Raw genomic sequence first — 23,101 nt, 5'->3', positions numbered from 1 at the left:
ACGCAAATGCCGCGATGGGTGCATTAATTCATGTCAAGTTGCTTCCGATCATGGAGAACGTTGCAGTTGCGTGCACCGCGAGGGCCCCCTTCCCGTCGCGAACGAAACCCTCGGTATAGCTGGTCTGCCGCCCCAGCTTGATGATCTTGCCCTCGGCCGAGATCAGCCCCGAGCGAACCGACAGGGGGCGGAGAAACGTCAGCTTCAGATCGAGGGTCACCGAGCTTTGTCCGGCCTCGAGCCGGGTCGAGATGGCACATCCCATCGCGGTATCGAGCAGCGCCGCGGCGGTCGCGCCGTGGAGAAGACCGATGGTGTTTTCGAGATCCTCGCGCGGCTGCAGTTCCATGACGATACGGCCCGGCTCGACCACGGCCATGGTGAAACCTATCAGCTTGGCGAAGGGCGGCGGCGGCAGGCGGCCGTCACGGATGCCCAGCATGGCATCCATGCCCGACAGGCCCATCGCCGCCCGCGCCACCGGCGCAGGCACCTGCCAGTCCACTACGCGTTCCCGCCTCTGCGCGGGCGAAAACAGGTCGGGTTGATCGTCACCGGTCATGGCAGCCTCTTTAGATGATATTCGTCATACTATGCCACGGACTTCACGCTGGCAACCCGCCCTCCCCGCCGCTTGACAAGACGTACGTTTCGGCCCGGAAGTGATCCCGACCGGCGCGCCCCGCGCATGTCCACGAAACCTTTCGAGATCCCACGATGGAAATGCTCAACAATCATTGCGGCGTGACGCGCGATGCGCGCGGCGTCGTTCATGTCGCGATCTGCAACGCCGGCCCGCTCAACATCCTCGGCTCGCCCGTGACCGACGCCGTGCGCGAAGGCCTGCAGCAGTTCGCATCCGACCGCAGCATCCGCGTCGTGGTGCTGCGCGGACAGAGCGAGAAGAGCCTGATCGGCGGAGCCGACATCAAGGAGATGGCCGGGCTCGACCAGATATCCGCCGAGGCCTTCATCAGCCGCCTGCGCGATCTCTGCGAGGCGGTGCGCGCCTTCCCTGCCCCGATCATCGCACGCATGCCGGGCTGGTGCCTCGGCGGCGGGCTCGAAGTGGCGGCGGCCTGCGACTTCCGCGTCGCCGCGCATGATGCCCATTTCGGCATGCCCGAGGTGCGTGTCGGCATCCCCTCGGTGATCCATGCCGCGCTGTTGCCGCGCCTGATCGGTTGGGCCCGCGCGCGCTGGCTGGTGATGACGGCGGAGAACATCGATGCAGCCACGGCGCTGGCATGGGGCCTGGTCGACAAGGTCGCTGCGCCCGGCGAGCTCGATGCCGAGGTCGAGCATCTAGTGAAGGCCTTGCTCGAATGCGGCCCCGAGGCGCTGCGCTCGCAAAAGGCGCTGCTGCGGCAATGGGAGGAACTGCCGCTGACCGAGTCGGTGAATTTGAGCGTGAAAGTGTTCGGCGAGTCATTCCTGACGGACGAGCCGACGCGGCTGATGGGCGCGTTTGTCAACCGGAAGCGGTAGGATGCAGGTTGCCGTGCCCCGGACGCAGCGCAGCGCCCGCTTGGCGGTGCGCTGCTGAGCCGGGGCCCATGCACCGATGAGGTCGGCGCGATCTGGGTCCCGGCTCTGCGTCGCAACGTTGCACGTCGCGCCGCGTCCGGGACACGGACGAGGGAGTGACCAAATCTCATCCGACCCACGACATTTTCTCATCCCAACCGCGGTTGCATTTTTTGCGCCGCATCATATGATGGTCATCATCTTACACGTCATCGCCAGGGAGTTCTCGTCATGGCCGAAGCCGCCGATCCCGTCGTCATCGTCTCCGCCGCACGCACCCCGCTCGGCCGCTTCATGGGCGAGTTGTCGCCGCTCCCGGCCCACAAGCTCGGCTCACACGTAATCGGGGCGGTGCTCGAACGCGCCAAGCTCGCGCCCGAGAAGGTCGACGAGGTCTTCATGGGCTGCGTGCTGCCGGCAGGCCAAGGCCAGGCGCCGGCGCGCCAGGCCGCACGCAGCGCCGGTCTGCCTGATGCGACCGGTGCCACCACCGTCAACAAGGTCTGCGGTTCCGGCATGAAGGCGACCATGCTGGCGCACGACATCATCCGCGCCGGCTCGGCCGACATCGTCGTCTCCGGCGGCATGGAGAGCATGAGCAACGCGCCCTACCTGCTCGCCAAGGCGCGCGGCGGCTATCGCGTCGGCCACGACCGCATCATCGACCACATGATGATGGACGGCCTGGAGGACGCCTACGAGACCGGCCGTTCCATGGGCGATTTCGGCGAAGCCACGGCGGAAGCCTATCAATTCACCCGCAAGGATCAGGACGCCTATGCGATGGAGACGCTGAGCCGCGCCCGCAAGGCCGTCGAGGGCGGCGCGTTCAAGGCCGAGATTGCGCCGATCACGCTGACCGAAAAGGCCGGACCGCGCGTGATCGCCAATGACGAGCATCCGCTCAAGGTCGACCCCGCCAAGATCCCCGGATTGAAGCCGGCGTTCCGCGCCAACGGCACCATCACGCCGGCCGCCTCCTCCGCCAATGCCGACGGCGCCGCCGCGCTGGTGCTGACGAAGCGCGCGCTTGCCGACCGGGGCGGCCTGCCTGTTCTCGCCGAGATCAAGGGCCACGCCACCCATAGCCAGGAGCCGCAATGGTTCACCACGGCGCCGATCCCGGCGATCCGCAAGCTGCTGGACAAGGTCGGCTGGAGCGCGGGCAACGTCGACCTGTTCGAGATCAACGAGGCCTTTGCCGTGGTGGCGATGGCGGCGCAGCGCGACCTCGGCATTCCCCGCGACAAGCTGAACGTCAATGGCGGCGCCTGCGCGCTGGGCCACCCGATCGGCGCCACCGGCGCGCGGCTGATCGTGACGCTGCTGCATGCGCTGGAGGCCAACAACCTCAAGCGCGGCATCGCCGCACTCTGCATCGGCGGCGGTGAAGCCACGGCCATCGCGGTGGAACGCCGCTGACGCGGACGTCCGGAAACGAGGGAACTCTGTCATTTGCGACAGATACATCCCGTGTCATTCTCTAGACTGACGCAGGTCTGTCTCGGCCTGCCCATCAATGTTGAGGCCCAATGATCTCGAACTGGCTCGCGGCAGCACTGTCCCGCCGTAACATTCATTACGGTTGGGTGATGGTCGGCGTGACTTTCCTCACCGCGCTGATCAGCGCCGGCACGGTCGGCGCGCCCGGCGTGTTCATCGTTCCCCTGCAGAAGGAGTTCGGCTGGAGCACGGCGGAGATCTCGTCCGCGCTGTCGATCCGCTTCATCCTGTTCGGACTGATGGCGCCGTTCGCGGCCGCCCTGCTCAACCGCTATGGCCTGCGCAACGTCACGCTGGCCGCCCAGCTGATCGTGGTCTCGGCGCTCGTGCTCTCGCTCGGCATGACGGAGGTCTGGCAGCTCATTGCCCTCTGGGGCGTGGTGATCGGGATCGGCACCGGCATGACGGCCTTGGTGCTCGGCGCGACCATCGCCACGCGCTGGTTCGCGGCACGACGCGGCCTCGTCATCGGCATCATGACGGCGAGCGTTGCCACCGGCCAGCTCGTGTTCCTGCCGCTGCTGGCAAGCCTCACCGAGCGCTATGGCTGGCGCCTCGCGCTCGGTCTCGTCTGCATCATGCTCGGTGTTTCCGCGCTGGCCGTGCTGCTCGCGATGCGTGACCGCCCCAGCGACGTCGGCCTGAAGCCGTTCGGCGACGAAGGCACCGCACCCTTGCCCGCGCCGCCCGTCAGCCACGGCTCGATCACGGGCGTTGCACTCGGCACGCTGCGCGACGCCTCGACGTCGATGACGTTCTGGATCCTGTTCGCGACCTTCTTCATCTGCGGCGCCTCCACCAACGGGCTGGTGCAGGTGCACCTGATCCCGATGTGCCTCGATTTCGGCATCCCGCAGGTGCAGGCGGCGAGCCTGCTGGCGGCGATGGGCATCTTCGACTTCTTCGGCACGATCATGTCGGGCTGGCTGTCCGACCGCTACGACAATCGCTGGCTCCTGTTCTGGTACTACGGCCTGCGCGGGCTCTCGCTGATCTTCCTGCCGTTCAGCGATTTCTCCTTCTACGGGCTCTCGGTCTTCGCGATGTTCTATGGTCTCGACTGGATCGCGACGGTGCCGCCGACGGTGCGGCTCACCGCGCAAAAGTTCGGGCCCGAGCGCGCCAATCTGGTGTTCGGCTGGATATTCGCCGGCCATCAGCTCGGCGCCGGCGCCGCGGCGTTCGGCGCGGGGTTCTCGCGCACAGTCTACCAGAGCTACCTGCCCGCCTTCTTCATCGCCGGCGCGCTCTGCGTGTTCGCGGCCCTGATCGTGCTGGCGCTGTCGCGGCAGCCGAAGCCGCAAGTGGCGATGGCGTGAGAAGGAACCACGTCTTCTGCCTTCCGGTTTGACAGAAGAAACAGAGCCCCGCAGTGTCGTGAAGGCGGGCCAAATCGTTCCGACATGACCACGCCGCAAAGATGCCTCCTATGCTGTGGCGATGACAGACAGGCCTGGACGGACGCGCAAGCATGCCCTTCGGATTGGCACGGCGGGATGGAACGTGCCGTCCCAGCATGCGGATGCGTTCAAGGCCGAGGGCTCCCACCTTGAGCGCTACGCCTCAGTGCTGAACTGCACCGAGATCAACACGTCGTTCTATCGTCCGCATCGGCGCACGACATATGAGCGATGGAGCGCTGCGGTGCCGGCCGGCTTCCGTTTTGCGGTCAAGGTCCCGCAATCGATCAGCCATGCGCCGGAGCTGAGGTTCGATCGCGCGGACGTCGATCGGTTCTGCGAGGAGATTTCCGGCCTTGGGCAAAAGCTCGGCGTGCTGCTGCTGCAATTGCCTTCGTCGACAATCTTCGCAAGGCGCGGCGCCGGGAAGCTCGTAATAGCGCTGCAGAAAGGGGGGCAGGTGCCGGTGGTTTGCGAGCCACGGCACGCGAGCTGGTTCACCAGGCCGGCCGACGACTGGCTGGCGCAACGAGGCGTCGCGCGGGTGGCCGCGGATCCACCGCGTGCCGCCAATGGCGCTGCGCCCGGCGGCTGGACCGGGCTGGCCTATTTTCGGCTTCACGGTTCACCGAGGGTCTATTATTCCAGCTATGACGCGGCTGCCTTGGCGGCGCTCAAGGTGCGGCTGGCCGGATGCGCGGCGGCCTCGGTCTGGTGCATTTTCGACAACACCGCTTCGGGCGCAGCCATGGCCAATGCCCGCCAGCTGGTTGAAGCCCGATAGCGCGAGACCGTTCGCTCGCGGATTACTCCGTGAAAGTCTTTGAGGATTCTTCGGCATTTGCGCCGGCGTCGTTTGATAATTCGCGCTCGGCTTCTCGCCAGAACTCGTCCTGGCGGCCCTCCGGCTTGCCTGCGAGTTCCCAAAGCTGGTGGGCTCTCACCCGGATGAGCTCCTCGTCAACCTTCGCCATGCGGCTCTCCTGTTGTGCCGAGAAGCAAACGTCGTGCTGCTGCGGACCGTTCCAAGCGGTCAGGCCGACCCAAACTCCCCACACGCGTGGCGCATTGCCGTTAGACTCGGCAGCCTAAACGTGGACAATGGCTGCGGCGCTTCGCGCGCTCAGTACACACAAAGATGTGCCAGAGGAAACAAATGCCGCTCCCGACGTCCCTGCCCACCATCCCGACCGCTCCCGTGACCGAACCATTGCGCGATGCGTTGCGCGCGATCGTCGGCGACAAAGGCCTGATCGAGGACGAGCATGGCAAGCAGCCGTTTGTGACGGATTGGCGGGGATTGCTGGTCGGCAACGCCGGAGCCGTCGTTCGCCCTGGCAGCACCGAGGAGGTCTCGAAAGTGGTCCGGCTCTGCCACGAGCACGGCGTCGCGATCGTGCCGCAGGGCGGCAACACCGGCCTGATGGGCGGGGCGACGCCCTGGCCTGCGCACACCGGCATCGTGCTGTCGCTCGGCCGGATGAACCGCGTGCTGGATGTCGATCCCGTCGGCTATTCGATGACGGTCGAGGCCGGCTGCGTGTTACAGACGCTTCAGGAGACCGCAAGCGAGCACGACCGCTTCCTGCCGCTGAGCCTCGGTGCCCAGGGCTCCTGCATGATCGGCGGCAATCTCTCCACCAACGCCGGCGGCGTGCAGGTGCTGCGCTACGGCAATGCCCGCAATCTCGTGCTGGGGCTCGAGGTCGTGCTGCCGAATGGCGAGGTCTGGGACGGATTGCGCGCGCTCAAGAAGGACAACACCGGCTACGACCTCAAGCACCTGTTCATGGGCGCCGAGGGGACGCTGGGCATCATCACCAAGGCCGTGCTCAAGCTGTGGCCGGCACCGAAGGACGTCTGCACGGCGTGGCTGGCGATCCGCGATCCCCGCGCGGCGCTGGAAATCCTGTCCGAGGCGCACGCGGCATCCGAGGACAATGTCGGCTCCTGCGAGCTGCTCAGCCGGGCGGCCATCGACCTTTCCCTGCGCCACATTCCCGGCACGCAGGATCCGCTGAAGGCGGATACGCCCTGGTACCTGCTGCTGGAATGGTCGTCGGCGCGCCCGCGGCAGGACGGAACCGAGGGCATGTCCGGCAAGATGGAGCAGTTTCTCACCGATCAGCTCGAAGCCGGCCGCGTGCTGGATGCGACGATCGCGCACACATTCGGTCAATCGCGCAACATGTGGCGCATCCGCGAAGCCATGGCGGAGGCCTCCCGCGCCGAGGGACCGGGGATCAGTTTCGACGTGTCGGTGGCGATCTCCAGAATCCCGGAGTTCATCGACAAGGGCCTCAAGGCCGTGCTCGACATTCTCCCGACCATTCGGCCCTATCCGCTCGGCCATATCGGCGACGGCAATCTGCACTTTTCGTTCATGGGGCCGAAGGGCATGGACCAGCAGACGCTAAACCAATACGCGGCCGCCATCACGCGCGCTGTGAACGATCTCGTCACCTCCATGGGCGGCTCGATCTCGGCGGAGCACGGCATTGGCATCGACAAGCTCGACGAGCTCAGCCACTACCGCTCGAAGACCGAGCTCGACATCATGCGCACCATCAAACGCGCGCTCGATCCGCACAACATCATGAATCCCGGCAAGGTACTCCGGCTGTGATCGGCTCGGCGTTCGGCGTTGGCGGGTCGCAAAGATGTTGCGACCCGTCCGCCGTTTTTGGAGTGCTATCCGCTGGCCTCAAGCCACCGAGCCACCGCGCGGGTTGACAATCGTATACCCTCGCAGCGAACGCGCGTGGATTCGCGTCGCGCGCCCACCCGAGTTGGCGTCATAGGCCATCCAGACGTCGCCTCCGAGGTGCTGCTCAAGGACGAACACGTGTCCTCGTCGCGCAGCAACCATTCCCGGTGCGGGTGTTGTCCTGGGAAAGCGGAGCCAATTGGACGCAAGATTTAATTCCGGCACGATACGGCCGAACACGCGCAGAGCCGCGCCGCAGCCGCAGAACGACGAAGGGCAACCGGCCGGACGGCCACCGACAATGCGAGTGCCGTGGGCACCGGAGACGACCGCCGGCGTGGTCGTGCTCCCAGCATCAGTCACCGTCAGTTGTGTCGAGCGATACGCTTGCAGTGAGGGCCTGGAAATCAACGAAGATCTGGAAGCCAGTGAGGGCCTCGCAGCCCGCTCGCGTCGCGCCTGCGAGTAGGAGAAGTCGCAGGGCATGGTGACGTTGCATTCAGGAGCTTGATGAATGCGATAAGGGCGCGCTTCCGAAGCGACAGAACCCAGGATAACGAGGACGCACGCAGAAAATACTCGCTTGAACATTGCAGGACTCCAAATGAGAGACCCTGCCCCGGGCAAAGAGACCAATAACAGTTTGGCTGAAATGGGCCTAAAGCGCGGCTGAAACTGGCTGCGATCGCGCGCCACGACTGCACGATCTCATAGCCTACACGTAGCGCCTGAGATGATTAACTCGCAGCGCTCGAATGCTCGATCAGCGCGTCAAGCTGGCGGCATGCAACCAAGTATCCATCAGCGCTCCTCCTCACCGCACTGCCCGGATCGCCAGAACTCGCTGCCGCTCATTGCATCATTGCGGCCGCGATCTTCTCCGCCGACATCAACACCGGAAAGTTGGTGTTGGCGCATGGCACCACCGGGAAGATCGAGGCATCGACGACGCGCAGGCCCTGCACGCCCTTGACGCGGCCCTGATTGTCGACCACCGCCATCGGATCCTCAGTGCGGCCCATGCGGCACGAGCACGAGGCGTGCCAGACGCCGATCGTCGCCTTGCGCACGAAGGCTTCCAGCGCCTCGTCGTCGTTCATCACCTGATCGAAGGTGAAGCCTTCGACGACGAAATTGTCGATCATGTAGTGACGCAGCGCCGCCGGCCCGTCCATCAGGGTCGCGGCGATCGTGGTGAGAATCTTGTTCCTGGTGTTGACCACGCCGATCTTGCGGACGCGATCGGTATATGCGGCCGGAAACGGCTTGTCCGTCACCTTCCTGACCACCTCGCTCATCTGGATCGCTGCCATCTTGCGGAAACCGCTCATCAGGCGATCGAGATCGCGGCGGTCGGACAGCAGGTTGAACTCGACGATCGGCTCTGCCGAAGGATCGCGCGAGGCGAGCCTGACCTGTCCGGTCTCGGAATAGGTCTTGTTGACGAAGGTCAGGAGCGAGCCGATCTGCGCGCCGACGGCGTGCCAGGCCGATTTGCTGATGACGACGACGAACATGTCGCCCTTGGGCACATCAGGCAGCCCGGAGGAGTACCGCAGGCCGAGCTGCATGTGACGCCTGGTGTGCTCGTTCATGCGCGCGCCGCGGCGGACAAAGGACGACAGCGAGATCGAGGGATGATCCATCAGGCGTTGGCCGACGCCCGGCAAGGCCGCCAGCACGGGAATGCCCAGGTCCTTGAGGTGACCGACGGGACCGATGCCGGCGCGGAGCATATGCGCCGGCGAATGAATGGCGCCGCTCGAGAGGATGATCTCGCGTCCGCGGAATTCCTGCTCGCGGCCGTCGACCATCGCCTTCACGCCGACGCAGCGCGTGCCTTCGAACAGCAGCTCTCGTACCTGCGTGTTGGTGGAGATCGCAAGGTTCGCACGCGCGCGGGTGTCGCGATCGAGATACCCCATCGCGGCCGAGACGCGCTGCTCGGCCTGATTGGAATGCGTCACCGGGAAGAAGCCGTCGACGAATTCGCCGTTCTGGTCGGCCACGAATTGATGGCCGGCCTGCTGGAAGGCCTGCGCGAATGCCTCCGAATGCCGCGTCCAGTGCTCGCGCGGGATGCGGCGGACAGGGATACTTCCGTCCTTGCCGTGATACGGTCCGTCGAAATCGAGGTCGCGCTCCACCTTCTTGAAGAACGGCAGCACGTCAGCCCACGACCACCCCTCGGCGCCGCGCGCCTCCCATTCATCGTAGTCGGTCGGCGCGCCGCGGTTGGCCATCTGCCCGTTGATCGACGAGCCCCCGCCCAGCACGCGCGCCTGCTCGTATTTGCGCAAAGGAGGCCGCGACTCCTCGGGATTGTTGTGGCTGACGACCTGGGTCGTCACCTTGAGCTCGGTCCAGTGAAAGCGCGGATCGAAATAGGCGGTGCCGGGATAGCTGTCCCTGATTTCGGCTGGCTCGTTGCCGGGTGGCGTGTCCTGACCGGCTTCGCAGAGCAGGACCTTGTTGGCGCTCCTGGCGGAGAGCCGGTGGGCCAGCACGGACCCCGCCGAGCCGCCGCCCACGATGATGAAGTCGTACACGATTGGCGCTTCCTCTTGTTCTTGTTGGCGGAGCTTAGCGCGTTATTGTTTTGCCGTGGAAGTGTCTTGGATTGTGTCGATGCCGCACCTCGTGTCCCGGACGCACTGCAACGCTTCAAGCGTTGCGGCGCTGAGCCGGGACCCAGGAGGCTCCAGATTCGCTGTGGCATGGGCCCCGGCTCTGCAGCGCACCGCTGAACTGGACGATGCTTCGCATCGCCAGGGCAGCGGCGCGCTGCGTCCGGGGCACGAGCGTCATGACTTGGCACAAGGATGCTACGGCCTGATCGTCATATTCTCCGGCGGCCCCGGCTTTCGCAGCGGCTCCGCGAGCCGGGCAAACTCGCACAGGAGCGATCGCGTCTTCCTGGGATCGATGATCTCCTCGACCCAGAATTTTTCGGCCGAGCGGAACGGCGAGCGGAGCTTGTTGAGCCGCTCCTCGATCTCCTTCAGCTTCGCCGCCTTGTCTTCCGCCGCGTCGATGTCGGCGCGGTAGGCGGCTTCGATGCCGCCTTCGAGCGGCAGCGAGCCCCAATAGGCCGAGGGCCAGGCATAGCGGATCGAGAAGCGGTCGGCCGGCTGGTGCACGACACCGGCGACGCCGAACGCGTTGCGCAGGATCACGGTGCACCAGGGCACGGTGGTCTGGTTCACCGCCGCCATGGCACGCACGCCGTGGCGAATGGTGGCCGCCTTCTCCGCATCGAGGCCGATCATGAAGCCGGGGCAATCCATGAGATAGACGACCGGCAGGTGGAAGGTCTCGGCGAAGTCGACCCAGCGCACCACTTTCTGGCAGGCATCCGCGGTCCAGGATCCGCCATAGTGGAAGCTGTCGCTGGCGAGCAGCAGCACCGCCCTGCCCTCGAGCCGCGCAAGGCCGACAATGATCGGCTTGCCGAAGTTCTTGGCGACCTCGAAGAACGAGCCCTTGTCGACGACGGACTCGATGATGGGCCGCATCTTGTAGACCTGCTTGCGGTTACGCGGCACTGCGTTCATCAGCGCTTCGTCGCTGCGCTCGGGGCTGTCGGTGCAGGGCAAGGTCGGCGGCAGCTCGTAGGCCGATGACGGCAGGTAGGAGAGGAAGCGCCGCGCGCAGGCGAACGCCTCCTCCTCGGTGTCGACCGCATGATCCACCGCGCCGGCGCGGGTCTGGATATCGGCGCCGCCGAGCTCCTCCTTGGTAAGGTCCTGCCCCAGCGCCTTCACCACCGGCGGACCCGCGACGAACATCGCGGACTTCCGCGTCATGATGGAGTAATGGCTGGCGGCAAGACGCGCGGCGCCAAGGCCTGCCACCGAGCCGAGGCCGAGCGCGACCACGGGCACGCGCGACAGATTTTCCGTCGTGAAGCGATACCAGCGCGTGCCGCCGATGCCGCCGGGCAGATTGGCCGCGCCCTTGGTCTCGATGGTCTTGACCGAGCCGCCGCCGCCGGAGCCTTCGATGATGCGGACGATGGGCAGCCGGAAATCGTGCGCCATCTCCTCCGCCATCAGCGGCTTGGCCGAGATCGACGCATCCGCCGAGCCGCCGCGCACGGTGAAATCGTCGCCGACCACGACCAATGTGCGGCCGTCGACGCGCGCGCGGCCGAACACGCAATTAGCCGGCGTGAGCTTCTTCAGATCGCCGCTGGAATCGTACTCACCGATGCCGGAGACGGCACCGATCTCGTGAAAGCTGCCTTTGTCGATCAGCTTGTCGATACGCTCCCGAACAGTCAGCCGGCCCTGGTCATGCTGTCGCTTGACCTTGTCAACGCCGCCCATCTCCCGCGCGAAGGCTTCGCGCCGGGCGAGCTCGTCGAGTTCCGGCTTCCAGTTCATTCACTCCCTCCGAATGGATCGGCTTGTTATTGTTGTGCACGGCCATGGCGACCGGCTTACGCGAGATACGGTTGTTGAAGGCGTCGCCTTCCGCGCCTTCCATCAGGCTGCCGAGCGAGCGGCCAAGCTGGAGCATCATCGGCGCGACTTCCTCGTGCAGACGCTGCTCGTCATACATCGCCGACAGAAGACCGATCGTGATGACCACGAAGGTCTGGTACTGCGGCGACCAGATCGGCACCGCGAGACCGTTGATGTGCGGGCTCCAGAGGCCGCAGGCGACGACATAGCCGCGCTCGCGCAACATCTGCCGGTTGGCCTCGATGCGGGGCTTGAGAATCTTCGCAGCTTCGGGGGCTTCCCGCTCCATGTCCGCGACGAAGGCATCACCGACTTCCGGCGCGAGCGCCGCGGTGTAGGCCGCGCCCGCGGCGGTCGAGGCCATCGAGATGCGGCTGCCGGTGCCCTCGTGCAAGCCGAGCGCCGTCGCCGAACGCGCGAACTGGAGATAGACGAGATGGAAGCGGTCGGGGACGACGAAGCCGACCGTGCCCGGCAGCTGCTCGGCGACTTCCTGCAGCCGCTGGCGAATCATGCTGCGCAGCTGCGCGCCCTTCATCATCGAAGCACTCATCGCCACCGCGCTCGGGCCGATGCGATACTTCTGGTCGCGCGGGAGATACACGAGCTGGCCCATGCGGGTCAGCGTATGCGTGAGCCGCGATACCGTCGAGCGCGGCAGACCGCAGCGATTTGAAATCTCGAGATTGCCGAGTCGCGCCTCGTGGCCCTCGAAGCATCGTAATACGTCGAACGCGCGCGACACCACCTGGATCACATCACCCTCACCGGCTTCGCCAGCGAGCGCACCTTGCCTGCTCAACCGCTCCGAACGTCGTCCCATGATCCCTACCGTTGTGTTCCGCTGTGCGGAATTAAATTCCACTTGCAGACGACGCTACCTCAGGCATTTTGCGACGACAACAAAAAGGCGATGGCATGCCAGAAATTAAGATCGTCACGGAGGTCGCGGGACGCATCTGCGCAACTCCCGTGCAAGTTGGAGGAACCGTCGCGGATGGCGATGACGTTGTGGTGGTCGAAGCGATGAAGATGGAGATCCCAGTGCCCTCGCCCGCAAACGGCACCATCACATCGCTTCTGGTAAAGGTCGATGACGTCGTTGCGGAGGGACAGGCGATAGCGATCGTCGCGAGCTGAGCGTCTTATCCGGTCTTTTCCGCGACAATGTGTCAGTCGCATTCCCACGCGCGCTGTATGGCGTTGCCATCGCTTGATCGCGGTGACATGATCGGTTTCAAACAAAACGTTGTTTCAAACAAAGAATGAAAATCTTCGCGGCAAAGCGAAGATCATTGGAGGGAAACATGCTTCGTGGGCTGCTCGTGCTCGCGCCTGCTCTGGTGGCGGGCATTTCTTTTGCGTCTACACGCTATTCGTTCGCCGAAGACATCAAGCTGCCGGCGACATTGACCTTCACCGCCTATGACACCGGCACCGCCGGATTCAACATAGCGGTCGGCGTCGGCAAGATGATGAAGGACAAGTACGGCACCGACGTGCGCGTGCTCCCCGCAGGCAACGACGTCGCGCGCCTCGCGCCGCTGCGCGCCAAGCGCGCGGTTTCCGCGGCGATGGGGTCGGGCACCTACTTCGCGCAGGAAGGCGTGTTCGAGTTCGGCTCGAAGGAATGGGGTCCGCAGCCGCTGCAGACCCTGCTCTCGACCGTCGACTGCAATTGCGCCTCGCTTGCGGTGGCCGCCGACACCGGCGTGAAGGAGCTGAAGGACCTCAAGGGCAAGCGCGTCGGCTTCGTGGTCGGCTCACCCGCGCTGAACCAGAACTCGCTCGCGGTGCTCGCCTTCGCCGGGCTGACGCAGAAGGACGTCAAGGCTGTCGAATTCGCCAGCTACGGCGCGATGTGGAAAGGGCTGATCAACAACGACGTCGATGCCGCCTTCGGCACCACCATCACCGGTCCCGCCAAGGAGGCCGAGGCTTCGCCGCGCGGGTTGATCTGGCCGCCGCTGCCCGCCAAGGACAAGGAAGGTTGGGCGCGGATGCAGAAGGTCGGCTCGTTCTTCTTCCCGCAGCTGGCGACCTGCGGTGCCGGCATCTCGCCGGAGAAGCCGATCGAGCTCGGCAATTATCCCTACCCGATCTTCGTCGCCTACGCCTCGCAACCGGCCGACCAGGTCTATGCGATCACCAAGGCGATGATCGTCAACTACGACGCTTATAAGGACTCCGCGCCCGGCGCCGGCGGACTCGCGGCCAACCGCCAGACCAAGAACTGGGTGGTGCCGGTGCATCCCGGCGCGGTGAAGGCGTTGAAAGAGGCCGGCCAATGGAGCGACGCTCAGGAGGCACACAACAACCAGCTGATCAAGCGGCAGGAGGTGCTGGCGGCCGCCTGGGCCGATTACGGCAAGTCCAATCCGCCGTCGGACGACAAGGCGTTCCTCGAAGGCTGGACGAAGGCGCGTGCCGCGGCGCTAGCGAAAGCGGGCATGCCGAACGGGTTCGAGGAATAGAGCGAGGTGTTGTTAGGCGTGATCGTTGCCTCGCGAGAAGTGCGCCCCCTCTCCCGCTTGCGGGAGAGGGTTGGGGAGAGGGTGCCTCCGCGGTGGGATTCCCCCAGAGGAGAAAGCCCTCACCCGGCGCTTCGCGCCGACCTCTCCCGCACGCGGGAGAGGTTGAGCGCGCGGCCAGAGCGGTTCAAACAACTGCCGTTTGCCTGATTGCGTTCACCAGCCCACGCGCGGGATCGATGATGTCCTCTTCCACTTCCACCGTCCCGCAAGACGAGCCCAAGCGCGTCGTGTTCGATGATCCCCATGGCGCCGCCGGCAACATGCAGGAAGCGGAAGTCACGCGCGTCCGCACGTTGCGCGGCGCGTGGCGCTGGACGCTGATCGTTGCGACCGCGGCGACGATCCTGCTCTGCATCAACCAGCAATTCTCGCTGCGCTTCTTCGTCGGATACACCCAGCTCAACACGGAATATTTCTATCTCCTGATCGCGTTGATGCTGCCGTTCACCTTCCTGATCTTTCCGGGCACCGAACGCGCGCCGCTCGACCGCATGCCCTGGTATGACCTCGTCCTGTTCGTCGTGACCTTCGCGGCGGCGATCATACTGATGGTTAACGTGCGCAAGGCGGCGGAGGCCGGCTGGGAATTCGGCGGCGCGCCCAACACGGTGATCGCCGCAGGCCTCGTGATGTGGATGATGCTGATGGAAGCGTTGCGCCGCACCGGCGGCTGGAGCCTGCTCCTCAGCGTTCTGCCCTTCACTGTCTATCCCCTGTTCGCCGAAGCCCGCTGGCTCGGACCGTTCCGTGGCACGCAATCGACGCTCGAGCAGGCGACCGCCTATCACGTGCTCTCGGGCGAGAGCCTGCTCGGCATCCCCATCCAGGCCTTCGCCGACACCGTGATCGGCTTTTTGGTGTTCGGCACCGCGCTGATGATGACGGGCGCCGGAAAGTTCTTCATCAACCTGGCCTTCGCGCTGTGTGGCACCTTTCGCGGCGGCGCGGCAAAAGTCTGTATCTTTGCCAGCGGCCTGCTCGGCATGATGTCGGGTTCGATCATCTCCAACGTGCTCACCGCCGGCACCATGACCATCCCGGTGATGAAGAAGAGCGGCTTTCGCGCCTCCTATGCCGCCGCGATCGAGGCCTGCGCCTCGACCGGCGCCGTGCTGGCGCCGCCAGTGATGGGTGCGACCGCCTTCGTGATCGCCCAGTTCCTCAACGTCAGCTACGCCGATGTCGCCCTCGCCGCAATCATTCCGGCCGTGCTCTACTACGTCGGCCTCTTCATGCAGGTCGACGCTTACGCGGCGCGCCACAAGCTGAAAGGTATTCCCCGCGCCGAGCTGCCGCGGATCATGGATACGATCAAGGACGGCTGGTACTACGTCTTCGTCATCGCGCTTCTGATCGTGATGCTGCTCTACTTCAAGCGCGAGAGCCACGCGCCGTTCTACGCCACCGCGCTGCTTCTCGTGCTCAACCAGTTCTTCTCGAAGGACACGCGCTGGACATTTGCGACGATCGGCAAGTTCCTGGAGGTCAACGGCCGCACCTTCGTCGAGCTGGTCGGCATCCTCGCCGGCTGCGGCCTGCTGATCGGCGCGTTCTCGATGACGGGCGTGGTGTCGAGCCTTGCCAACGACCTCCTGCACATCGCCGGCGACAATGCCTTCCTGCTGCTCGGCATGTGCGCCCTCACCAGCCTCATTCTCGGCCTTGGCCTGACGACGACGGCCTGCTACATCTTCCTCGCCATCCTGGTCGCGCCTGCGCTGGAGAAGCTCGGGCTCAACCGCATGGCGGTGCACATGTTCATCTTCTATTGGGGCATGCTGTCGTCGATCACCCCGCCGGTCGCGATCGCTTCCTTCGCAGCTGCCGGCATCGCCGGATCGCCGGCCATGAAGACCGGCTGGGAATCGATGTGGGTCGGCAGCATCATCTATTTCCTGCCGTTCTTCTTCGTGCTCAATCCGGCGCTGGTGCTGCAGGGTTCGAGCCCATACCTCGCCGGGCTCGGCCTGATGGGCCTCGCCGCCTTCGGTACGCTGTTCATCTGCGGCGGCATCCAGGGCTACCAGCCTTTCGTCGGGGACTTGCGCGGCACAGGCAGCCTGGAATGGCCCATCCGTGTGCTGCTGGTGATCGGCGGCTTCGTGGTGGCGACCCCCGGCGGCGGCATCATGCCGCTGTCGCAGATGCAAGTGACGCTGCTCGGCCTTGGCATCCTGCTGCCGACGATCCTGATCGCGCTTCTCTTGGTCCGGCGCCCGCCTGTGATGCCGGACGGGTTGCGCGTGCTCTGATTGCGTTGCACAAGGGAGGCGATGAAACCGCTCTCGCCTCTCGCCACCGCCTGGACCCGTTCGAAGCCGCCCCTGCTGCGGTTTCTGGGCAATTGCCTCAGCGAATTCTCCGCCGAAACGTCGGGCCATGTCGCCGATTACATTCCCGAGCTCGGCAAGGCGGACCCTGCCTATTTCGGCATCAGCCTGGCGACGCTTGACGGCCATGTCTATGAAGTCGGCGACTCCAGGGTGCCCTTCACCATCCAGTCGATGTCGAAACCCTTCGTGTTCGCGCTGGCGCTGGACCTGCTCGGCGCCGGCAAGGTCGAAGGCGCGATCGGCGTCGAACCCTCCGGCGATCCCTTCAACTCGATCCGGCTCAATTCCGAGAACCATCCGTTCAACCCGATGGTCAATGCCGGCGCGATCGCCTGCACCGGGTTGATCTACGACAGCAAGGGCGCGGAGGCTTTCGAGCAGATCCGCCTTGCGCTCAGCCGTTTTGCAGGCCGCGACCTTTCCGTCGACGACGCCGTCTATTCTTCCGAGAGCCAGACCGGCGACCGCAACCGCGCCATCGGCTATCTGCTCAAGACCAACGCGGTGATCTCGGACAACGTCGCCGGCGTGCTCGACGTCTATTTCCGGCAATGCGCCGTGCTGGTGACCGCGCGCGATATCGCGGTGATGGCGGCAACGCTCGCCAATCGCGGCATCAATCCGATCACCGGCGAGCAGGTGCTGAGCGCCTACGCGATCTCGCGCACGCTGTCGGTGATGACGTCGTCGGGCATGTACGACTATGCCGGCGAGTGGATCTACCGCATCGGCATCCCCGCCAAGAGCGGCGTCAGCGGCGGCATCCTGGCCGCGCTCCCTGCCCGCCTCGGCCTCGGCAGCTATTCGCCAAAGCTCGACAAGCACGGCAACAGCGTGCGCGGCATCAAGGTCTGCGAGGCGCTGTCCTCGCATTACGACCTGCACATGCTCAACCGCAGCGACGACGCACGCAACGCCGTCATCGCCGACTACGACATCGGCAAGAGCCCGTCGCGCCGCGTGCGCCGCCCGCAGGAGCGCGAGATCCTGGCAGCCCACGAGCAAGAGGTGCGCATCATCGAACTGGTCGGCACGCTGTCGCTGTCGGCGGTGGATTACGTCTCGCGCCGGCTCGCGGGACGACCGCGGCCGCAATTCGTGATCTTCGATCTCCACCGCGTGACCTCGACTACGCGGGCCGGCGCACGACTTGTGGCCGAAACGTTCGAGGAATTGGCCGCGCTGAATGTCACGGTGGTCTTGTCGGGCGTCCGGCGCGCCTCCAAGGAATGGAATACGTTACGCGAATGGACCGCTGAGCTGAAGAACGTGCGCGATTTCTATCTGCTCGACACTGCGATCGAATGGGCCGAAGACCAGATCGTCTATCGCTACGGCGGCTCGATCGATTTTCACGAGACCACCGAGCTAGCCGAACAGCCGCTGCTGACCGGGCTGAGCGAGGAAGAGCTGACGGATCTCGCCTCGCTCTGCACCATCAGGACCTATCAATCCGGCGCCAAAATCCTCACGGCCGGCGACCCCGCCGATGCCCTGTACTTCCTGCGCAGCGGCGCTGTGCACGTCACCTTGCCCGATGGCGTCAGGCTGGCGACGCTCACCGCCGGCATGGCGTTCGGCGAGATGGCGCTGCTGGAACAAACCCGCTCCGCCGACGTGTTCGCCGACATGGCAGCGACGGCATGCGAGGTCCCGCTGAAGGATTTCGAGCGCTTCCGCAAGCAGCACCCCCGCGCCAGCGAATGCATCATGCGTAACCTGGCCCAGCTCCTGGCCGACCGCCTGATCGTCGCCAACGCCAAGGTGGATATTCTGACCTCGACGTGAGCGGTTCATGCGCAACAGATCGTCATGCCCGGGCTTGTCCCGGGCATCAACGTTCTTCGTGCTGCGCGGCAAGTCGTGGATGGCCGGGACAAGCCCGGCCATGACGCCGGAGCTCCCAGCTTTCACTTGCTCTACCGGCTCGCCGCTTCGCTGATGCGTCGCCTGATCTTGGCGGCACTGGCGTTGAGCAGCGCGGACGGCTGCTGGCCGGTGGCGGCGCACAGGCAGGCCCAGTAGTAGACGACATCGCCAAGCTCTTCGACGAGACCGGCCTTGTCGAGCCAGTCGTCGCGCAGGAGCTTCTTGATGTGCTCGGCGACCTCGCCCGCCTCAGCGGCAAGGCCCAGCCCGAGATAAGACAACCGCTCGTTCGACGGATGCTCGTCGACTTTGGCAATGGTTGCGGCCCAGGCCGCATATTCATCGATTGTCATGAGCATCCCTCGCAAGCCGAGCTTTGGATCAGCCCACCACTTCGGTGACGGGCTGGAGGTCGATCTCGAACGTCTCCAGGAATTTTGACGTCATGATGTAGAAGCCGACCGAGAGCTGGAGCTCGACCAGCGCCGCTGGCGTCAGCTTCGATGCGATCGCCTTGAAGGTCGCATCCGTCGGCTTCGTCAGCTTCACGATCTCGTCGGTGAAGGCGAGCGCGGCGCGCTGCACCTCGTTGAAGCAGGATGCGGCCTGCCAGTTCTCGAGCGCCTCGTTCTGCTCGTCGGTGACGCCGACATTCTTGCCGATGCGCTTGTGCGCGACGATCTCATAGGGTGCCTCGCACAGAATGCCGGTACGGGTGATCGCAAGCTCGCGCACGATGGGGTCGAGCTCGCCCTTGTGCCTGATTGCGCCCCCGAGGCGGCAATATTGCTCAAAGTAACTCGGCGAATGCGCCATCATCCGGAAGATGTTGGCATGGCGGTTCTTGTCGAGGATTTCGCGGGTGCGGTCGGATGCCTTGGACGGGTCGCTGTACTGAATGCGGGCCATGATTTTCCTGAAGTTTTCCCTGATCTTTTGATGCTTTTTGTCGCCATTGGCGAAGGTTCCCGAAGACTCTATTCGCGTGGGGACGCACGAGCAACATCATCGAGTCAAATTGCCGCCGCATTGCTGATCGACCCTGACACAGTCGATATTCGCCGCGGGGGGACAAATCGCGGCGGATACTCGCAAGGGGTGTTCCGAGTAAAAACAATTGGCCGTCGTATGCGCTCACCGCGCAACGATGAGTCACGCCCAAGTCTAGGGAGAAACGGCATGAAGGAAGCCACCAAGGGGGCAGCCTCGGGAGCGCTCGCGCATATGCTGGCGGTGACGGCGATGCTCGTCATCGCCAGCATCTTGTTCTACGGGCGTTAGAGTATTTCGATTGCGCATGATCTTTTCGGAAAACCGCTTCACACTTTTCCGGATCAGGCGCTCAGCGTTTTCGTCATTCCGGGGTGGCTCTCGCACAAGCCAAGCCCAGAATTCCCGTTCCAGGCTCGGTCACGTGACCGCCCCCGAATGACGGATCCCTCGTTGGCGTGTAGCCCGGATGAAGCGCAGCGCAATCCGGGAAGTCTGTCCGCGAGGTGCGAATCCCGGATTTCGCTGCGCTCCATCCGGGCTACATTCGCGTTTCCCTATTTGGTTTTGGCAAAGAACGGCACCAGCTTGCCGGCAAAGGGCTTGAAGCTCGCAATGACCGAATCGCCGATGGCGAGGTCATTCTCGCCGTGGGCCATCATGCGAAAACCCTCGGCGCAATCGACCAGCAGGATGTTGTAGGGCACGTGCGCGCGCGTCTCGGGCGTTGCCGCGCGGCAGACCAACGAGGTCGCATACACCCTGCCCTTGCCGCTGGCGCGCTGCTCGCGCGGGTCCGATTCGCCACAAGCTGCGCAGAAGGCCCGATGAAAATACTGTACATGCCCGCATGCGGTGCAGGCCTGGTAGGTGATGGCCTCTTCACCCTTGGTCCAGTCCGCCAGACGCTCACTCATCGCACCCGCTCCAGGAACATGCTGACGTGAGACGACAGCACGCCGCCATCGCCGTGCAGCAGTACAATCGAGGCGTCGCGGACCTGGCGGCTAGCCGCCCGCCCCGTCATCTGCAAATGCGCCTCGACAAGATGCGCCATGGCGCCGCCGACGCCGCAATGGCCGTAACTGAGCAGGCCGCCATGGGTATTCAGCGGCATCGCGCCGTCACGGCTGAAATGGCCGGCGCGCACGCGCGCGGCCGCCTCGCCGCGGCCGGCGAGACCGAGGTCTTCCAGCAGCATCGCGAGCGTGATCGTAAAGCTGTCGTAGATCGCGGCGTAGCGCACGTCGGAGATCGCGAGACCCGTGGCCGCCTTTGCACGCGCGATGGAGATCTCAGCGCCAAGCTCGCTGAGGGCGGGCGCTGCCGTGACATGCTGATGCGTGTGGGCCTGGGCGCAGCCGCGGATACGCACGCCCGCTTCCCCGGTTCGCTCGCGGCTGACAACGAACGCCGCGCCGCCGTCGGAGACCGGGCAGCAATCGAGCAGCTTGAGCGGCAGCGCCACTGGCTTGGAGGCCATGACGTCGGCGACATTGATGGGATCGTGGAATTGCGCGCCGGGATGGGTGCAGGCGTGGGCACGCATCAGCACCGCGAATTCGGCGAGATCCTCTTCGGTCACGCCGTATTCGTGCATGTATCGGTTGGCAACGAGGCCGTAATAAGCGGGAATGGTCGGTCCTAACGGCACCTCGTAGTCGGGATGGCCGACCTGCGCCAGCGCCTGGATCGAGGCATCGCGGCTCTGCCCGGTGAGCCGGTTCTCGCCAGCGACCACCAGAACGTTCCGGCAGACACCTGACGCGACGAGATGATGTGCAAGCATCGTCATCGCAAGACCCGTGGCGCCGCCGACCTGGACGGCATGGGCGTAAGACGGGCGGATACCAAAATGCTCGGCGAAGACGGTGGCGAGCATGATGTGCGGGGAGACCGTGGAATAGCCGCAGAGGATGCCGTCGATGTCGGTGCGCTTGAGGCCGGCATCGTCGAGCGCGGCTTGCGCGGCCTCGCTCATCAGGTCGAGCGAGGAGGAGCCCTCGTGCTTGCCGAACGACGTGAGGCCGACGCCGGTGATGAAGCTCATGGTGCCATTTCTCCACCGTCATTCCGGGGCGCGACGAAGTCGCGAGCCCAGAATCCATCGAACGGCATGTGCGGAGGATGAATGGATTCCGGGCTCGCGCCAAGAGGCGCGCCCCGGAATGACGGATGAGAGAAGCGTGGTCATCTCCACTCTCCCTACTCCGGCGCCACGCGCGTGACGCCGTCGCGCACCATGGCTGCGATCTCGTCAGCGGAATAGCCGATCTCGCTCAGAATATCCGCGCCGTGCTCGTTGAGCCGCGGCGCCAGGCGTACCGGCTCGGCTTCGGTCTCGGACCAGGTCGCCGTCACCTTCATGCTGCGGATCGGACCTTCGGTCGGATGCGTCACCACCGGGAAAAAGCCGGTCGCCTCCAGATGCGGATCGTGCAGGATCGAGGCGAGATCGTGCATCGGCATGACAGGCACGTCGGCTTTCGTCAGCAGGTCGATCCATTCGGCCGTGGTCCGCGTCTCGAAGATGCGGGCGAGCTCGGCATACACCACATTGATATTGGCGGCCCGGCCGGCGAAGGTTGCAAATTTGGGATCGGCGCGCAGGTCGTCGCGCCCCGTGGCCTTGAAGAAGTTCTCCCACTGCTTGTCGTTGTAGACGATGACGCTGAGGTAGCCGTCCGAGGTCTTGTAGGGCCTGCGGTCGCGCGAGAGGTGGCGGGCATAGCCGCCCTTGTCGAGCGGCGGCTCATAGGTGAGCCCGCCCATGTGATCACCCATGACGAAGCCGGCCATGGTCTCGAACATCGGAATGTCCAGACGCTGGCCGCGGCCGGTGCGGTCGCGGTGCACCAGGCTGGCGCAGATCGCGCCGACCGCGGTGAGGCCGACGATACGGTCGACGAGCGCGTTCGGCACGTAGCGCGGCACGCCATCGCCGGTCTGCGCCATCAACGCCGGCAGGGCCGTGGCGCCCTGGATCAGGTCGTCGTAAGCGGGTTTTGCGGCATAGGGCCCGTCCTGACCGAAGCCGAACACGCCGGCATAGACCAGACGCGGGTTGATGGCGGAGACGACGTCGTAGCCGAGCTGAAGCCGCGCCATCGCCTGCGGGCGGACGTTGTAGACCAGGACGTCGGCGTCCTTCAAAAGCCGCAGCACGGCTTCGCGCCCCGCAGCCTTCTTCAGATCGAGACAGATCGAGCGCTTGCTGCGGTTGGTGTTGAGAAACACCGGCCCCATGCCGGCGTGACGCATCGGGCCGATCAGGCGGGTGACGTCGCCGTCCAGCGATTCCACCTTGACGACGTCGGCACCGTAATCGCCGAGCATTTGGGTCGCATAAGGGCCCATCAGCACGGTGGTCATGTCGACGACCTTAATGCCTTTCAGCGGCCCCATCGTTCGCTCCCGATTGCGCCGAGCCCAACTGCCCACGCGATTTCGGTCCAGCTAACGGCAGTGCCGCCGCTCGCGCAAGGGCGGGCGGCGTATGGCGGCATGCGCCGCGGGGCGACGTCGGCCGCTATTTCTTCTGACGGGATTCCCGGATCTTCAGGAGCCGGTCGAGTTCGTCATTCTGCTGATTGATCCGGTCGGCGATGCGCGACTCGTTCTGCTCGCCGGAGGCGGCAGCGGCCTGCTCGATGAGCTGGCGGATATTGTCTTCGAGGATCGCGATACGATCGTTGAGTGCGTCCATCGACAGTGAATCTTCGTAGTTAGTGCTCATGATGCATTTCCCGCAAAATCAATCAGAGCATTAAGG

20 protein-coding genes are annotated in these 23,101 nt (G+C 64.8%); 9 read left to right on the top strand and 11 right to left on the bottom strand.

Going from position 1 to position 23,101, the window contains the following annotated elements:
* Positions 1–28: 28 nt before the first annotated feature.
* Positions 29–562 carry a PaaI family thioesterase gene (locus I6F28_RS14780; protein ID WP_192893237.1) on the bottom strand — a complete coding sequence of 178 codons (534 nt, stop codon included), beginning with the start codon at positions 560–562 and terminating at the stop codon, positions 29–31.
* Between the two features lie 155 nt (positions 563–717).
* Between I6F28_RS14780 and I6F28_RS14775 the strand changes: the two genes are divergently transcribed.
* The 4 genes from I6F28_RS14775 (at position 718) to I6F28_RS14760 (ending at position 5,214) form a co-directional block, all read left to right on the top strand.
* The gene (locus I6F28_RS14775; protein ID WP_225140192.1) at positions 718–1,488 is read left to right on the top strand and encodes an enoyl-CoA hydratase; all 771 of its coding nucleotides are present in this window, start codon (positions 718–720) and stop codon (positions 1,486–1,488) included.
* A 270-nt stretch (positions 1,489–1,758) separates the two neighbouring features.
* Positions 1,759–2,949, top strand: coding sequence for an acetyl-CoA C-acyltransferase (locus I6F28_RS14770; RefSeq protein WP_225140191.1), 1,191 nt, complete (start codon positions 1,759–1,761; stop codon positions 2,947–2,949).
* A gap of 110 nt (positions 2,950–3,059) precedes the next feature.
* Positions 3,060–4,349, top strand: a complete 1,290-nt coding sequence (locus I6F28_RS14765; protein WP_225140190.1) for an MFS transporter — start codon at positions 3,060–3,062, stop codon at positions 4,347–4,349.
* A 121-nt stretch (positions 4,350–4,470) separates the two neighbouring features.
* On the top strand, positions 4,471–5,214 hold the full coding sequence (locus I6F28_RS14760; protein ID WP_051056846.1) for a DUF72 domain-containing protein: 744 nt from the start codon (positions 4,471–4,473) through the stop codon (positions 5,212–5,214).
* Positions 5,215–5,236: 22 nt separating this feature from the next.
* On the opposite strand, the gene I6F28_RS14755 is transcribed toward I6F28_RS14760, so the two are convergent.
* Positions 5,237–5,404 (bottom strand): DUF2934 domain-containing protein, encoded by a 168-nt coding sequence (locus I6F28_RS14755; RefSeq protein ID WP_081494475.1) that lies wholly within the window; start codon positions 5,402–5,404, stop codon positions 5,237–5,239.
* 182 nt (positions 5,405–5,586) lie between these two features.
* Here I6F28_RS14755 and I6F28_RS14750 point away from each other — a divergent pair, with 182 nt between their 5' ends.
* On the top strand, positions 5,587–7,056 hold the full coding sequence (locus I6F28_RS14750) for an FAD-binding oxidoreductase (RefSeq protein WP_225140189.1): 1,470 nt from the start codon (positions 5,587–5,589) through the stop codon (positions 7,054–7,056).
* Between the two features lie 932 nt (positions 7,057–7,988).
* Here the strand turns inward: I6F28_RS14750 and I6F28_RS14745 are convergent.
* From I6F28_RS14745 to I6F28_RS14735, 3 genes are all read right to left on the bottom strand, one after another.
* Positions 7,989–9,686, bottom strand: coding sequence for a GMC family oxidoreductase (locus I6F28_RS14745; RefSeq protein ID WP_225140188.1), 1,698 nt, complete (start codon positions 9,684–9,686; stop codon positions 7,989–7,991).
* 276 nt (positions 9,687–9,962) lie between these two features.
* Entirely contained in the window at positions 9,963–11,522 is a 1,560-nt protein-coding gene (locus I6F28_RS14740; RefSeq protein WP_225140187.1) for an acyl-CoA carboxylase subunit beta, read from the bottom strand.
* Complete coding sequence (locus tag I6F28_RS14735; RefSeq protein ID WP_036001116.1) at positions 11,452–12,426, bottom strand: IclR family transcriptional regulator; 975 nt, start codon at positions 12,424–12,426, stop codon at positions 11,452–11,454. Before I6F28_RS14735 ends, I6F28_RS14740 begins: the two co-directional genes overlap by 71 nt.
* Positions 12,427–12,521: 95 nt before the next feature.
* Here I6F28_RS14735 and I6F28_RS14730 point away from each other — a divergent pair, with 95 nt between their 5' ends.
* The 4 genes from I6F28_RS14730 (at position 12,522) to glsA (ending at position 18,258) form a co-directional block, all read left to right on the top strand.
* Positions 12,522–12,743, top strand: a complete 222-nt coding sequence (locus I6F28_RS14730; protein ID WP_036001120.1) for a biotin/lipoyl-containing protein — start codon at positions 12,522–12,524, stop codon at positions 12,741–12,743.
* 167 nt (positions 12,744–12,910) lie between these two features.
* On the top strand, positions 12,911–14,077 hold the full coding sequence (locus I6F28_RS14725; protein WP_036001123.1) for a TAXI family TRAP transporter solute-binding subunit: 1,167 nt from the start codon (positions 12,911–12,913) through the stop codon (positions 14,075–14,077).
* 236 nt (positions 14,078–14,313) lie between these two features.
* Positions 14,314–16,389 (top strand): TRAP transporter permease, encoded by a 2,076-nt coding sequence (locus tag I6F28_RS14720; protein ID WP_156447100.1) that lies wholly within the window; start codon positions 14,314–14,316, stop codon positions 16,387–16,389.
* 21 nt (positions 16,390–16,410) lie between these two features.
* Complete coding sequence (glsA, locus tag I6F28_RS14715; RefSeq protein ID WP_225140186.1) at positions 16,411–18,258, top strand: glutaminase A; 1,848 nt, start codon at positions 16,411–16,413, stop codon at positions 18,256–18,258.
* 131 nt (positions 18,259–18,389) lie between these two features.
* Here glsA and I6F28_RS14710 read toward each other — a convergent pair whose 3' ends face one another.
* The 6 genes from I6F28_RS14710 to I6F28_RS14685 all read right to left on the bottom strand — a co-directional run bounded on the left by I6F28_RS14710 (position 18,390) and on the right by I6F28_RS14685 (position 23,065).
* The gene (locus I6F28_RS14710; RefSeq protein ID WP_036022497.1) at positions 18,390–18,692 is read right to left on the bottom strand and encodes a nucleoside triphosphate pyrophosphohydrolase family protein; all 303 of its coding nucleotides are present in this window, start codon (positions 18,690–18,692) and stop codon (positions 18,390–18,392) included.
* Between the two features lie 28 nt (positions 18,693–18,720).
* Positions 18,721–19,248, bottom strand: coding sequence for a carboxymuconolactone decarboxylase family protein (locus I6F28_RS14705; RefSeq protein WP_036001128.1), 528 nt, complete (start codon positions 19,246–19,248; stop codon positions 18,721–18,723).
* Between the two features lie 638 nt (positions 19,249–19,886).
* Positions 19,887–20,246, bottom strand: coding sequence for a Zn-ribbon domain-containing OB-fold protein (locus I6F28_RS14700; protein WP_225125785.1), 360 nt, complete (start codon positions 20,244–20,246; stop codon positions 19,887–19,889).
* Positions 20,243–21,379 (bottom strand): thiolase family protein, encoded by a 1,137-nt coding sequence (locus I6F28_RS14695; protein ID WP_225125787.1) that lies wholly within the window; start codon positions 21,377–21,379, stop codon positions 20,243–20,245. The genes I6F28_RS14700 and I6F28_RS14695 overlap by 4 nt, the downstream gene beginning before the upstream one ends.
* Before the next feature lie 155 nt (positions 21,380–21,534).
* A complete protein-coding gene (locus I6F28_RS14690) occupies positions 21,535–22,734 on the bottom strand; it encodes a CaiB/BaiF CoA transferase family protein (protein ID WP_225140185.1) in 1,200 nt (399 codons plus the stop codon).
* A gap of 124 nt (positions 22,735–22,858) precedes the next feature.
* Positions 22,859–23,065 (bottom strand): hypothetical protein, encoded by a 207-nt coding sequence (locus I6F28_RS14685; protein ID WP_036001140.1) that lies wholly within the window; start codon positions 23,063–23,065, stop codon positions 22,859–22,861.
* Positions 23,066–23,101 lie beyond the last annotated feature (36 nt).

It is taken from the genome of Bradyrhizobium sp. NBAIM14 (genome assembly GCF_020193895.1).
Taxonomy (GTDB): domain Bacteria; phylum Pseudomonadota; class Alphaproteobacteria; order Rhizobiales; family Xanthobacteraceae; genus Bradyrhizobium; species Bradyrhizobium yuanmingense.
This window is presented reverse-complemented; position numbering and strand designations above follow the sequence as displayed.